This window comes from Streptomyces sp. NPDC001750, assembly GCF_042892615.1.
Taxonomy (GTDB): Bacteria; Actinomycetota; Actinomycetes; order Streptomycetales; family Streptomycetaceae; genus Streptomyces.
This window is the reverse complement of record NZ_JBIAUE010000037.1, coordinates 1-14,044: the sequence shown is the minus strand read 5'-3', so window position 1 is coordinate 14,044 and position 14,044 is coordinate 1. Positions and strand designations below refer to the sequence as shown.

Genomic DNA, 14,044 nt, shown 5'->3' with positions numbered 1-14,044 from the left:
GGACGTCCTCCGCGTCGCCGACCGTCGTCCCGTCACGACGTCCGGGCGCGGCCCGCCCCCCTCCACCCGGTCCATCCGTCAGCCGTTCATGGGGTTCCTTCATGCCATTCGCCGTATACGCGCTCGGGCTCGCCGTCTTCGCCCAGGGCACGTCAGAGTTCATGCTGTCCGGTCTGGTCTCGGACATCGCCGCCGACCTCCAGGTGTCCATTCCCGCCGCCGGGTTGCTCACCTCGGCCTTCGCGGTCGGGATGATCGCCGGGGCGCCGCTCATGGCCCTCTTCAGCCGGAGCTGGCCGCACCGCCGCGCCCTGTTGTTCTTCCTCTGCGTCTTCGGCGCCGTCCACGTCGTGGGGGCGCTCACCCCGCACTACGGGGTGCTCCTGGCGACACGTGTCGTCGGGGCGCTCGCGAACGCCGGATTCTGGGCCGTGGCGCTGGTGACCGCGGTGTCCCTGGTCGGCCCCGGGGCCCGGGCGCGCGCCACGGCCGTGGTGGTCGGGGGCGTCACCGTCGCCTGCGTGGCGGGGGTGCCCGCCGGGGCGGTGCTGGGCGGGCACCTGGGCTGGCGGTCGGCGTTCTGGGCGGTGGCGCTGGTCTGCGTCCCGGCCGCCGTCGTGATCGCCAGGACGATCCCCGGGGGCCGACGGTCCGCCCCGGCGTCCGCCGGGACCGAACTGCGGGCCCTGACCGGTCCGCGGCTGCTGCTGACGCTGCTGACCAGCGCCCTCGTGCAGGGAGCGACGTTCTGCGCGTTCTCCTACGTCGAACCGCTCGCCACCCGCGTCACCGGGCTCGGCCAGGGCTGGGTGCCGGTGCTGCTCGCCCTGTTCGGCCTGGGCTCGTTCATCGGGGTCACCATCACCGGGCGGGTCGTGGACGCGCGGCCGGTCGCGCTCACCGCGGGCGGGCTGGCCCTGCTCGCCGTCGGCTGGGCCGTTTTCGCGCTGACCGCCGGCAGCCCGGTCGCGACGGTGCTCCTCGTCCTCGTCCAGGGGATGCTCGCCTTCGGCACGGGGACTGCGCTGATGTCGTGGGTGTTCCGGCTGGCGGCCGACGCGCCGACGCTGTCCGGCTCGTTCGCGACGTCCGCGTTCAATGTGGGCGCCGCGCTCGGGCCGTGGCTCGGCGGGCTCGCGATCGACGCAGGGTTCGGCTTCCGGTCGCCGCTCTGGGTGAGCGCGCTGTTGATGGTCCTGGCGCTGGGCACCGGCTGGACCGTGCTCGGGACGCGCCGGAGCACCGGGCGGAGCCGGGACGGCGTGCCCGCCGTCCGGTAGGCGGCCGCCCGGTCCGAGGACGACCGAGGCCCCGCCCGGCGCTGAACGGGCGGGGCTGTCCTGGTCTCAGCAAGCAGCCAGCAAGCGGGATAAGGACGGCAACCACCGTAACGGCGGCCACTGACAACGGCCGTGCGGCGACGGCGGGGCACCGGTCCGTGGCGTCAGAGGCCGAGGTCCACGACCACCGGGGCGTGGTCGGACGCGCCCTTGCCCTTGCGCTCCTCCCGGTCGACGTAGCTGTCCTGGACCGCCGCGACGAAGGGCGTGTTGCCGTAGACGAGGTCGATCCGCATGCCCTTGTTCTTCGGGAAGCGCAGCTCGCGGTAGTCCCAGAAGGTGTACGGGCGGTCGTACTTGAGGGGGCGGGGCACGACGTCGGACAGGCCCTCCTGGCGCAGCGCGGCGAGGGCGGCGCGTTCTGCGGGGGTGACGTGCGTGGCGCCCTCGAAGAGGGCCGGGTCCCAGACGTCCTCGTCGGTCGGGGCCACGTTGAAGTCGCCGAGGACCGCGAACGGCTGCGAGCCCGCCGCGTCCGCGGCGACCGCCTTCTGCAGGGCCTCGAACCAGCGCAGCTTGTACGCGTAGTGCGCGTGCTCGATCTCGCGGCCGTTGGGCACGTACACCGACCAGACCCGGACCGGGCCGCAGGTCGCGGAGATCGCCCGCGGCTCCTGCACGCCCTCGTACTCGGGGCCGTCGGGCAGGCCCGTCACGACGTCGGACAGACCGGCCCTGGAGACCAGTGCGACCCCGTTCCACCGGCCGGTGGCGTTGACCGCCGATTCGTAGCCCAGCTCGCGGAGCTGCTCGGTGGGGAACTGTTCGGCGGTGCACTTGGTCTCCTGGATGCACAGCACGTCCGTGCCGGTGCTCTCCAGCCAGGCCAGCAGCCTCGGGAGCCGGGCGGTGATCGAATTGACGTTCCAGGTGGCGATGCGCATGTACGTAAACCTAGCGCCCTTCGCTCCGACGGGCGCGGGCCGTCGGGAGGTCACAGGCCGGTGGAGTCCCCCGGGGCCAGTCGGCCGTGGTCGGCGCCGCCGAGCGCACCGATCTGGCTGTCGTAGATCGGCCGGGCGAGATCGGTGAGCAGGGCGTCGTGGATGTCGATGGCGCGGCGCGGCGCGACCTCGCGCACGTAGTCGATGACCTCGGAGATCTTGTTCCAGGGGGCCATCACGGGGAGCATCAGCGTGTCGACCGGGTGGTCGGGGACGGTGAGCGCGTCGCCCGGGTGGAAGACCGAGCCGTCCACCAGGAAGCCGACGTTGGTGATCCTCGGGATGTCGGGGTGGATCACCGCGTGCAGCTCGCCGTGCACCTGCACGTCGAAGCCCGCCGCGGTGAACGTGTCGCCGTGACCGACCGTGTGGACTCGGCCGGGGAAGGCCGCCGAGAGCCGGTCGGCGACGCTGCGGAGCGTCCAGATCCCGACGGCGGGGTCGGCCTCCAGGGCGGCGCGCAGCCGCCGCTCGTCGAAGTGGTCGGGGTGCTCGTGCGTCACCAGGATCGCGTCGGCGCCGACGGCGGCGTCCTCCTCGGAGAAGCCGCCCGGGTCGACGACCAGCGTCCGCCCCTCCTTCTCCAGCCGGACACAGGAGTGCTTCTTCTTGGTCAGCGTGAGGTGCGCGGGGTTCACAGCGTTCATGGGGCCCATCCTGCTACGGCCGGGGCGTGGTTTCTTCCCGGATCACGGTCCGGGCGACCGAGAACGCGGCGCTTGCGGCCGGGACGCCGCAGTACACGGCGGTCTGCATCAGCACCTCCCTGATCTCCGTCGGTGCGACGCCGTTGCGCAGGGCGCCCCGGACATGGGCGGCGAGGCTGTCCAGCTGCCCTCCGGCCACCAGCGCGGCGATCGTGACGCAACTGCGGGTGCGGCGGTCCAGGCCCTCCCGGGTCCACACCTCGCCCCAGGCGTACCGCGTGACGAGTTCCTGGAAGTCGCCCGTGAACTCGTCGGCCTCGCCCGTGACCTGGTCCACATGGGCGTTGCCGAGCACCTCGCGGCGCACTTGCAGACCGTGGTCGTAGGGGTCGGGCCGCCCGGTGGCCGGGGGCTCGGGCCGCTCGGCGGCGGTGATCTCCGCGACGGGCAGCACGGGGGCCGAGAGCCGCGGGGTGTCGGCGGGCATGGGGATGCCGGCGAGGGTGTCCTGCCAGGCCGTGGAGAAGTGGGTGAGGAGCAGATCGGTGACGGCCGCGGGCTGTTCGACCGGGGCGAGGTGGGCGGCTCCGGGGACGAGGGCGAGCCGGGCGTCCGGTATGCCCGCGACCAGGGTGCGGGCGTCGCCCGGCCCGGTGACCCGGTCCTCGGCGCCGACCAGGGCGAGGGTCGGGACGGTGATGCGGTCGAGTCCGGCGCGGATGTCGAAGGCGGCCAGGGCCTCGCAGGCGGCGATGTAGCAGCCGGGGTCGGTGGTGCGGACCATCTGGACGGCCCACTCGACGATGGCCGGCTGCGCGGCGGCGAACGCGGGGGTGAACCAGCGCTCGGGCGCAGTGCGGGCCATCGGCTCCAGCCCGTTGGTGCGGACGACCACCCCGCGCTGGCGGAACTCGTCGGCGCTGCCGAACCGGGCCGAGGCGGCGACCAGGGCGAGCGAGGCGATCCGGTGCGGATGCCGCAGCGCGAGGTCGGCGCCGATCGCTCCGCTGATGGAGCAGCCCGCGTACCCGAAGCGCCGCACGCCCAGTGCGTCGAGGGTGGCGAGCAGCCGGTCGGAGAGTTCGGTGACGGCGGCAGCCGGGCGGGCGGGGGCGCCGCCGTGGCCGGGCAGGTCGAAGCGGAGGACCCGCCAGCGCTGGGTGAGCTCCGGTATCTGCCGGTCCCACATGTGCCATGTGGTGCCCAGTGAGGGACCGAGGATCAGGACCGGGGCCTCTTCTGGCCCGTCAAAGCGGTATTGCAGGGTGTTCGACGGTGTCTCACTCACGCCCCGCACCCTCTCACGTCTCACAAAATCTCACACAGCCGGGGGAAACCGGCTGGCCCGATGCATCCGCGGCTCGGCCCGTCGAGCACTGCCAACAGCCTCATCGATCGAGTCTGAGCCTCTCAGGGTGCACGGGCGCCCTTGACGCAGCGTGTCCTGCTGGCCGCGCTCGCGCCTGGTCCACACGTCGACACGCTGCTTCCTTCATCAGCACAGCTGCCGGCTGTTCCCAGTTTGCAGCAAAGCGTGTGGCGCCGTCCCGGAGGCCGGGACGACGAGGCGGGAAACCGTTCGGGCCACTCCGATCAGCACCTGATAACCACCCCTTGGGATACGTCGCCGGCCTCACGCGCGACCGTTCAGCTCACCGTGCAGGCCATCCCATGTGCTGGCGGCTTCGCGGAGGTCTTCCACATCCGGCTTCACATACCACTTCTTCGTGGTCTTCACGTTCGTGTGCCCGGCCCACCGGGCGAGGATGTGATCCGACACACCGTTGTTAGCAAGGAAGGTGAGGCAGGAGGCACGAGCATCGTAGAGACGCACTCTGCGCAGGCCAAGGACCTCCATGAGCCTGTACGCGCGCCTGCGGAGCTGCTTGATCGTGAAAGCCTCCCCGGTCTCGTGCACCACGACGTAGCCGGAGTCCGAGTAAGCCTCGCCGAGGGCTAGTGCCGCGGCAGGCAACGTTTGCCCGTCAAGGAGCGCGTCCGGTACGTGCTCTCGGTGTGCCGGCCGGAAGCCCTCGTACTGGATGTACTTGGGATTTCGGCCGGTGCGGCGAGAGGGCGTGCCGGGCGTCGCGACGGGGCGAACGTTGCCTGATGCGGCACTAGACGAGTCATTCCGATGTGATCAGTGGTCGTAGGCGATCAGGGATCGCATGACCGGCTGTCCGGTCTTGTGGTTGTGCCAGATCGCCGCGGCCAGCGCGAGGACGCGTTGGGCGACGCGGACGGCGACGCCCTCGAAGGTCCGGCCGCCGTGCTGTTCCAGGTCGAGCTGGCCCTTGAGGGTGTCGTTCACCGACTCGATCAACTGCCGCACCGACTTCAGCAGGGCCTCGCCCTTGCGGCGTTTCTCCCGCTTGAACGACGGCCGCAGCAGCTCCGCCCCGCGCAAGGCCGGATCGGCCTCGAACTCCTTGGAGGCGAAGCCCTTGTCCGCGATCAGCAGCAGGCCGGGCCGGTCGGTGACCGCATCGGGCTCGCGGTCCAGCATCGCCGTGAGCACCTCGCGCTCGTCCAGCTTCGGGTTCGCCAGGGCCCACAAGATCGGCATGCCCGTCGGTGTGCACACCAGGTACAGCCGCAGTTGAGCTGTACTGAGATTTGTGGAGTCCCTGATGCCAGGGTTACGGTCCTGGCGAAGGAGATCCTCCAGCACCATGGCAGCACCCCGTAAATGTCCGGACGAACTGCGCGAGCGCGCGATTCGCGAGGTCCGCACCACCGGCCGCCCGATCGCGCACGTCGCGAAGGACCTGGGCATCCACAAGGAGGCCCTGCGAGGCTGGGTCCGCCAGGCCGAGGCCGACCGCGGCGAGCGGGACGACCGGCTCACCACCGCCGAGCTGGACGAGCTCAAGCAACTCCGCAAAGAAGTAGCGGAGTTGCGGCGGGCGAACGAGATCCTGAAAGCCGCCTCGGTGTTTTTTGCCCAGGAGATCGACCGTCCCCGGACGCGGCCGAGCAGGTGATCGACCACCTGCGCGAGAGGGGCCTTGGGGTCGATCCCGTCTGCCGGGTGCTGGAGCTGTCACCGTCGACGTACTTCGCCCGCAAGAAGCGGCCGAAGTCGGCCCGTCGGCTCCGGGACGAGCAGCTCATGCCGCTGCTCGAGGAGGTCCACGCGGAGTCGGGCGGCGCCTATGGCGCCCGCCGGATCACCCGCGCGCTTCGGCGCAAGGGCCACGGGGTGGCCCGCTGCACCGTCGAGAGGCTGATGGCCGAGCTGGGCCTGGAGGGCGTCATCCGTGGCCGGCGGCGTCGGACCACGATTCCGGAACCGTCGGCGCCGCGTCCGCCGGACCTGGTCGACCGCGACTTCACCGCCTCCCGGCCCGATCAGCTGTGGGTCGCGGACATGACGTATGTCCGCACCTGGTCGGGATGGGCGTATGTGGCGTTCGTCCTGGACGTGTACTCGCGGATGATCGTCGGCTGGCAGGTCGCGAACCACATGCGGACCGAACTCCCCCTGGACGCCCTGGAGATGGCGCTCTGACGGCGCCGGATCAAGAAGGACTCCGGACTGATACACCACAGCGATCGCGGGTCGCAATACGTATCAATTCGGTATACCGACCGGCTCGCCGACATCGGCGCCTCCGCCTCCGTCGGCTCCGTCGCGGACTCGTATGACAACGCGATGGCCGAGGCGCTGAACGGGACCTTCAAGGCCGAGCTGATCGAGATGCAGGGTCCCTGGAAGAGCGTCGACCAGGTCGAGCGGGCGATCTTCCAGTGGATCACCTGGTACAACGAAGAACGCCTTCACTCCGCGCTCGGCTACGTGCCGCCGGCCGAGTACGAGGAAGCCCTCTGGCGCAGCCAGGAACAAACCCCGCAGTCCGCCTGAACCAATCAAGATCGGACTCTACGAAACTCGGGGCAGCTCGTGGGGGCATCCTGGCCCACGCCCGGTTCCGGGCCAAAGCCCCGTTTCCGCTTGCCAATCCAGATGTCGTCGGGCACTTCAGGGTGTGGGTGCGTTGCGGAACACGCGGGTGAGCGATCAGGTGCGCGGGATCGCGGGGCACACCTTCTGCACGAGCGCGACCGACCAAGTGAACCCGCCGCCGGCACCTATGAGGAGCGCGTACTGCCCGTCGGCGACGAGGTCGGTGCGCCGCAGGTGATCCAGGTTCGCGAGGAAGTCGCCCGCACCCAGATGCCCGGTCACGTCGCGCTCACTGTGCAGCGTCGACGCCAGCCGAGGATCGATCGCCTCGGCATACATGAGTTCGAGCACCTTGGGGCTGAGCCGGGGGAGCATCGTCGCCGCCACGTCGGCGACATCCACACCGGCCGTGTCGAGCACCCCGTCGACGAGTTCGCCGACCGTCTTGACCGCGGCGTCGCGGAATTCGGAGGTCCCGGCGGAACGTTCGAAGAAGGCGCGTTTGGTGGACTTCACGTCGATGGTCGCCCGCAACTCGTGAGGGACGGTGCCGAATGTGTCGCCCTCGCGGAACATGGCCTCGAACTGCGGCCGAGCACGCGAGTCCAGCGCGACGACACGCAGGGCGGGCGCACTCGTGACACCGGCCTCCGGGGACAGGATCACGCAGGTGGCGCCGTCGCCGTACACGGTGTCGTAGTCGCTGCCCCACCGGTCGAAGCCGTTGCCGCCGAACGTGTCCGCCGTGGTCACCACACTCAGGACCGGCTCGCCGGAGGCCGTGTGCCGAACACGCTCGACGCCGATACCCAGCGCCGCGGCGCCACTGTTGCACATCTGCCCAACGGACATCGGAACGCACTGATCGAAGCCGGCTTCGTGCGCGATGAAATGCGCGGGTGACCAGAAGTCGTGCCCCTGGTAATAGGTGTGTCCGTGCAGCAGGTGACCAACCTGTTCGGGCTCGATCCCCGCCTCGTCGGCAGCGGCACGAGCCGCGGCCGCAGCAAGCACCGGCGCCGGCTCCGCGCCGACGTGCACGCTCGTCACCCCCAGCCGCTCACGCTCCTCCTCGGTGATCCTCCCCGAACGCACAGCCTCGGCGACGGACTCCACCGCGGGTGGCAGCACGATGGCGCTGCCGATCACGAATGCGCTCGACTCAGCCGGTGACCGCATGCGACGGCTCCTGTCGTGCGCCGGTGCAGACGATCGTCCTGCTCATGGTGGATTCGCCGCCACGGACGGCGATGCCGAACACGGCCTCGCCCCGACTGCGCAGCTCGACGAAGCCCGGGGAGCCCAACCCGAAGACGTCCGTCATGTTGTCGTCGAGGACCTTGCCTGCCTGCCCGACCTCCACTGAGCCCTTGATGCTGAGAATCTTCTTCATCTCCGAAACGGTGTTCATTGGGGAAGTGCTTCTCCTCATATTCGGTGACAGATCGCGTTGGTGGTGATAAGGACGCAGCGGACTCACTCACCGGACGGGCCGGGAGAGCAGCCCCCGCAGCCGGCACAGGGCGCGCCGCCGCAGCGGGTGAACGGCCCGCGAGGCAGTCCGAGCAGTCGGCCTGCCTCGTCGTAGCCGGTGACGGATCGGTCATCCGAATGCCCAGCAGTTCGCGGTAACGGCCGATCAGCCGGTGCAAAGCAGCCACGTCCATGACCAGGGACGGTTGTTGACGCGATGCAACGTACCCCTCGGCACTCTACTTGCCCTTAACCGCTCCCGCACTCACGCGTCCCGGTCGCGCTGGGAGGGAAATGCACCCCAGTACGGACGGATAAGCGGGTGCGATCGCAAATCAGGCACCCGAGAGGGATACAGGCACTCGGACTCCTTAGCGGCACCGACCGCATCGTGCGCGCCAGCGCGTTCAACCTCACGGAGAAGCCGCACCGGAGCGCTCCGGTGCGGCTTCTCCGTCTCACGGATCCGCGCAGAGACCCCGCCAGGACGGACCTCGGCGGGGCCTCGCCATATCACCCGCGTATCACACAGCCATCACCAACTGGGCGGATGCTCTCGGACCAAGAGGCTCCGACCTGCAATTTCATGCCCGCAGTGGACTGGCGCAGACGCCCCTGGACGGTCTCTACAACCTGGGCCAGGTGGTGCCGAGGGAAGGGCCCAGGATCAGGACCAGAGCGTCTTCTGGCCCGTCAAAGCGGTATTGCAGGGTGTTCGGTGGTGTCTCGCTCACCCACCAGACCCTCTCACGTATCACGAGATCTCACACGGCCGGGGCAACCCGGCGGCTCTTGACCCTCGCGGCGCGACACCGCCGACACTGCCGGAACCCTCGGGGATCCAGTCGGATCCGACGGAAGCCGCACCAGGATCGTTTCGCGCTGCCTCCGAGCGACGGGCGCCGGCAACACCGCAGCCACCTGGGAACGCCTCTTCCCAAACCGCATGGAGGCAGTCGCTCTTGCCGTCTTGTTGGTGGCCGATCACGGGCTCAACGCAACCACCGTGTCCGAGCCGCCTGGTCCTCGGGCCACCCCCGACTCGGGCGAGGGTGACTTCCCGGTCTACCGGACGGAACTGGAAAAGCGCCGTCGAGGCGCTGGCCGGCACGTCGAGACCAGGGACATCACCGACTTCGGCGCCGACTCACCTGGACACCTGATCACCCTGGCTTTGGAGGCCACCGCCCATGACCGCGCTCTGGTGGCGGAACAGGCTCCAGAGCTGGACCGCCTGCTGCTCCGGCGCACGAACAGGCCCTGTCAGGGCAAGCGTGACGACGAAGCCCGGCTCGGGGTGATCGGAGTCGGTCCGCACCACACCGCCCCACGCCTCTGGGAACAGCAGGTCGGGCGGTCCGGTTCGCCCATGCGGCGCCTTCGGAAGACGGTGAACGTCCTGCACCGGCTCGAGCCCAGGCAGAACACCCACGTCGACTGCCCCGCCGGCCGTGCCGCCGCACTCCCCGAGGACCGGCTGGAGAGAGCCGTCACGAACCTGATCCACAGCGCCCAGCAGCACGGCCACGGCCCCATAGCCGTGGCCGGCCTCCACGACAACGGACAGATCCGCATCGAGGTCCGCGACCACGGTCCCGGCTTCCCGGCCGGCTTCCTCCCGACCGCCTTCGACCGCTTCATCCGGGCCGACGCCGCCCGCGCCACCACCGGCACCGGGCCTGGGCCCGGCCATCACCGCCGTCGCGCACATCGCGCCACTTCCCTTCTCCCCGGATCTCACCAATTACCCTGCAGGACCGGTGGATTAGTATCCGACCGCAACAGGACGGTTTGACGTCCGTTTCGGAAGGCAGGAGAAGCACGGTGAAGCACATCAATCCCGTGACCCCCGGCGATATCAGGTACGAGGACTTACGACGGGGTGAGAACCTGCGCTTCGTCGGCGAGCCGGACGAGATACATCTGGTGGGTTCGGCCGCTGAAATAGAGCGGGTCCTTTCCCGGGCCGTACGGGCGGGGAAGCGAGTCGCGGTGCGCAGTGGAGGGCACTGCTACGAGGACTTCGTGGCGCATCCCGATGTGCGTGTAGTGATCGACATGTCGCGGCTGTCGGCGGTCGGATTCGACGAAGAGCGCGGCGCGTTCGTCGTCGAGGCCGGTGCCACGCTGGGCGCGGTCTACAAGACGCTGTTCCGGGTGTGGGGCGTGACGCTGCCCGGCGGGGCGTGCCCCGATGTGGGTGCGGGCGGGCACATCCTCGGCGGGGGCTACGGCCCGCTGTCGCGGATGCACGGCTCGATCGTCGACTATCTGCACGCGGTCGAGGTCGTCGTGGTCGACGAGTCGGGCGACGCGCGGACCGTGATCGCGACGCGCGAGCCCGACGATCCCCACCATGATCTGTGGTGGGCACACACCGGGGGCGGCGGCGGCAACTTCGGCGTGGTCGTCAGGTACTGGCTGCGCACCGCCGACGCGGACGTACCGCCGGAGCCCGGCCGACTGTTGCCGCAGCCGCCGTCCGAGGTGCTCCTGAACACCACGGCGTGGCCGTGGGAGGGGCTGGACGGGGCGGACTTCGCGCGGTTGGTCCGCAATCACGGCAGGTGGTTCGAGCAGAACAGCGGCCCCGACTCCCCCTGGTGCGACCTCTACAGTGTGCTGGCCCTGACCCACAGCCAGTCCGACGCCCTCGCGATGACCACGCAGCTCGACGCGACCGGCCCGGACGCAGAGAAGAGGCTGCAGACGTACCTGGCTGCCGTGTCCGAGGGCGTGGGCGTGCAGCCGTACGGCGACACCCGGCGGCTGCCGTGGCTGCACTCGACCCGCTGGCCCGGGATCGCCGGGGACGGCGACATGACCGGCAGGGCCAAGATCAAGGCGGCGTACGCGCGCCGGAGCTTCGACGACCGGCAGATCGGCACCCTGTACGCACACCTGACCGGCACGGACTACGACAATCCGGCGGGGGTTGTCGCGCTGATCGCCTACGGCGGCAAGGTCAACGCCGCTCCTGCGGACCGGACCGCGGTGGCGCAGCGGGACTCCGTCCTCAAGATCGTGTACGTGACGACCTGGGAGGACCCCGCGCAGGACCCGGTCCATGAGCGGTGGCTCCGCGAGCTGTACCGGGACGTGTACGCGGACACCGGCGGCGTACCGGTGCCCGGCGGGTCGGCCGATGGCGCGTACGTCAACTACCCGGACGCCGACCTCGCGGACGCGGAGTGGAACACTTCCGGGGTGCCGTGGTCCGAGCTGTACTACAAGGACGCCTATCCGCGGCTGCAGGCGGTCAAGGCGCGCTGGGACCCGCGGAACGTGTTCCGGCACTCACTCTCCGTGCAAGCTCCATCCGCCTGAAGTGACGCCGAGGGGTACGGGTTTCCCGCGCAGAGACCCGTACCCCTCGGCGCTTCCGCCCCTGCTCCCCGCGCCTTTCAGCGACCACTAGGGGATCGATAGGGGTGTAGGGGCCGACCATCATTTGATTAAAGTCGGCAACTGCCTTTGCATGTGCCGCAGGGTGCTGTCTCATGTATTTCACTTAATGGGGGATAACGGTCGCATGCCTCAATTCCGCGACGGCTTCACCGAGGTCGGGATACCGGACGACGCAATCGCCATCGTGGGGCTGTCCTGCCGGCTCCCTGAGGCCGCCGACAAAAGCGCGTTCTGGAAACTGCTGAGAGACGCACGGCATGCAATCAGCGAAGTTCCCGAAGACCGCTGGAATTCCGAAGAACTTCCCCCCGCCGCACGGCACGGAGCATTTCTCGACCGGGTGGACGAGTTCGACCCCGGATTCTTCGGCATATCCCCGCGTGAAGCCTCGATGATGGACCCCCAGCAGCGGCTCATGCTGGAACTGTCCTGGGAGGCCTTCGAAGACGCCGGCATCCCTCTGTGGCAGGTGCGGGGCAGCCGCACGGGTGTCTTCGTCGGCGCGATCGCCAACGACTACTCGGTGCTGCTGAACCGTCAGGGGCTGTCGGCCGTCACCCAGCACTCGCTGACCGGGACACAGCGCGCCATCATCGCCAACCGGGTGTCGTACACCCTCGGGCTGCGCGGCCCCAGTCTCACCGTGGACACCGCGCAGTCCTCCGGTCTGGTCGCCGTCCACCAGGCCTGCGAGAGCCTGCGCTCGGGCAGCTGCGAACTCGCCGTCGCAGGAGGCGTCAACCTCAACATCGTGCCCGAAAGCGCCATAGCCGCCGACCGGTTCGGCGGGCTGTCACCGGACGGCCGCTGCTACACCTTCGACGCCCGGGCCAACGGCTACGTCCGTGGCGAGGGCGGCGGGGCCGTACTCCTCAAGCCCCTCGCAAGGGCGCTCGCCGACCGCGACTGCGTCTACTGCGTGATCCGCGGCGGCGCGCTCAACAACGACGGCGCGACCGACGGCCTCACCGTGCCGAGTGCGGCCGCGCAGAGCGAGGTACTGCGGCTGGCGTACGAGCGGGCTGGCATCGACCCCGCGGACGTCCAGTACGTCGAACTGCACGGCACAGGCACCGCCCTGGGCGACCCCATCGAGGCATCCGCCCTGGGCGACGTCCTGGGCACGGCCACCGGCCGCCGACTGCCGCTGACGGTCGGCTCGGCCAAGACGAACGTGGGGCACCTGGAGGGTGCCGCCGGAATGGTCGGCCTCCTCAAGACCGCCCTGTCCCTCCATATGCGCAAGATCCCGGCCAGCCTCCACTACGAGACGCCGAACCCGCGCATCCCGCTGGACGAACTCAACCTGCGCGTCCAACAGTCGCTGGCGGACTGGCCGGAGTCCGGGCCCGCACTCGCGGGCGTCAGCTCGTTCGGGATGGGCGGCACCAACTGCCACATGGTCCTTCAGGGGATGCCGGCGACCGAGCCTGGGTCCGCGTCCGGTGGCAGGGGTGCGCAAGAGCCGGTCGGTGCGGTAGTGCCGTGGCTGGTCTCCGGCCGCGGAGAGGACGCCCTGCGCGCGCAGGCCGAGCGGCTGCGGACGTTCGTGGCGGACCGGTCCGAGCTGGACGCGGACACGGTAGCGCTGTCGCTGGTGACATCACGCGACTCTCACGAGAACCGGGCGGTCGTCCTCGGCGGGGACCGGGAGACCTTGCTGAACGGGCTTACCGCGCTGGCCTCGGGAGAGCCTGCGTCTCGGGTCGTACGGAGCCGTGGGGCTGTGGCACAGGGGCGGTTGGCGTTTCTGTTCTCGGGGCAGGGCAGCCAGCGGGCCGGGATGGGGCGTGAGCTGTACGCCGCCTTCCCTGTGTTCGCTGCCGCCCTTGATGAGATCTGCGCGCACTTCGATCCTCTGCTGGAACGGCCTCTGCGTGAGGTGATGTTCGCCGAGGCCGACGAGCATGGGGTGTTGGACCGGACTGCTTACACCCAGCCTGCGCTGTTCGCGCTTGAAGTCGCTCTGTTCCGGCTGCTGGAGTCGTGGGGCATCCGGCCCGATGCCGTCACCGGGCACTCCATCGGCGAGCTGGCCGCCGCCCACGCCGCAGGGCTGTGGAGCCTGGCCGACGCGTGCGCTGTCGTGGCCGCGCGGGGACGCCTCATGCAGGAACTGCCGTCCGGTGGGGCCATGGTGGCCGTCGAGGCACCCGAGGACGAGGTCCTGCCGCTGCTGGCCGGGCACGAGGGGCATGCCTCGGTTGCCGCGGTCAACGGGCCCCGTGCCACGGTCATCAGTGGCACCGGCGAGGTTGTCGAGGAGGTCGCCGCGCAGCTTGCCGCACGCGGTCATCGGACCCGGCGGCTGAAGGTCAGCCA

Annotated in this window: 10 protein-coding genes and 2 pseudogenes; 5 read left to right on the top strand and 7 right to left on the bottom strand. The window is 69.9% G+C overall.

Annotated features, from left to right (window positions below; all coding sequences use genetic code 11):
• Positions 1-101 precede the first annotated feature (101 nt).
• Complete coding sequence (locus ACFYY6_RS34180) at positions 102-1,280, top strand: Cmx/CmrA family chloramphenicol efflux MFS transporter (RefSeq protein ID WP_351522216.1); 1,179 nt, start codon at positions 102-104, stop codon at positions 1,278-1,280.
• Between the two features lie 164 nt (positions 1,281-1,444).
• On the opposite strand, the gene ACFYY6_RS34175 is transcribed toward ACFYY6_RS34180, so the two are convergent.
• From ACFYY6_RS34175 to ACFYY6_RS34155, 5 genes and pseudogenes are all read right to left on the bottom strand, one after another.
• Positions 1,445-2,224, bottom strand: a complete 780-nt coding sequence (locus ACFYY6_RS34175; protein WP_351522218.1) for an exodeoxyribonuclease III — start codon at positions 2,222-2,224, stop codon at positions 1,445-1,447.
• Between the two features lie 50 nt (positions 2,225-2,274).
• Positions 2,275-2,931, bottom strand: a complete 657-nt coding sequence (locus tag ACFYY6_RS34170) for an MBL fold metallo-hydrolase (RefSeq protein WP_351633507.1) — start codon at positions 2,929-2,931, stop codon at positions 2,275-2,277.
• Positions 2,932-2,944: 13 nt separating this feature from the next.
• Positions 2,945-4,219, bottom strand: coding sequence for an alpha/beta fold hydrolase (locus tag ACFYY6_RS34165; RefSeq protein WP_351522222.1), 1,275 nt, complete (start codon positions 4,217-4,219; stop codon positions 2,945-2,947).
• A 345-nt stretch (positions 4,220-4,564) separates the two neighbouring features.
• Positions 4,565-4,906, bottom strand: a complete 342-nt coding sequence (locus tag ACFYY6_RS34160; protein ID WP_389197210.1) for a tyrosine-type recombinase/integrase — start codon at positions 4,904-4,906, stop codon at positions 4,565-4,567.
• A 168-nt stretch (positions 4,907-5,074) separates the two neighbouring features.
• Positions 5,075-5,530: pseudogene (locus ACFYY6_RS34155) on the bottom strand (transposase); the annotation flags it as partial.
• Positions 5,531-5,606: 76 nt separating this feature from the next.
• Between ACFYY6_RS34155 and ACFYY6_RS34150 the strand changes: the two are divergent.
• A pseudogene (locus ACFYY6_RS34150) lies at positions 5,607-6,799 on the top strand (IS3 family transposase).
• 156 nt (positions 6,800-6,955) lie between these two features.
• Here ACFYY6_RS34150 and ACFYY6_RS34145 read toward each other — a convergent pair.
• Both ACFYY6_RS34145 and ACFYY6_RS34140 read right to left on the bottom strand, forming a co-directional pair.
• Positions 6,956-8,020 (bottom strand): 3-oxoacyl-[acyl-carrier-protein] synthase III C-terminal domain-containing protein, encoded by a 1,065-nt coding sequence (locus ACFYY6_RS34145; protein WP_351525731.1) that lies wholly within the window; start codon positions 8,018-8,020, stop codon positions 6,956-6,958.
• The gene (locus ACFYY6_RS34140; RefSeq protein WP_389197208.1) at positions 8,004-8,252 is read right to left on the bottom strand and encodes a hypothetical protein; all 249 of its coding nucleotides are present in this window, start codon (positions 8,250-8,252) and stop codon (positions 8,004-8,006) included. Before ACFYY6_RS34140 ends, ACFYY6_RS34145 begins: the two co-directional genes overlap by 17 nt.
• Before the next feature lie 1,008 nt (positions 8,253-9,260).
• Between ACFYY6_RS34140 and ACFYY6_RS34135 the strand changes: the two genes are divergently transcribed.
• The 3 genes from ACFYY6_RS34135 to ACFYY6_RS34125 form a co-directional block, all read left to right on the top strand.
• On the top strand, positions 9,261-10,109 hold the full coding sequence (locus tag ACFYY6_RS34135) for a sensor histidine kinase (RefSeq protein ID WP_389197206.1): 849 nt from the start codon (positions 9,261-9,263) through the stop codon (positions 10,107-10,109).
• A 29-nt stretch (positions 10,110-10,138) separates the two neighbouring features.
• Positions 10,139-11,641, top strand: a complete 1,503-nt coding sequence (locus ACFYY6_RS34130; RefSeq protein WP_389197204.1) for an FAD-binding oxidoreductase — start codon at positions 10,139-10,141, stop codon at positions 11,639-11,641.
• Between the two features lie 205 nt (positions 11,642-11,846).
• Positions 11,847-14,044 (top strand): type I polyketide synthase (locus ACFYY6_RS34125; protein ID WP_389197202.1); only part of this gene is annotated, 2,198 nt, incomplete at its 3' end.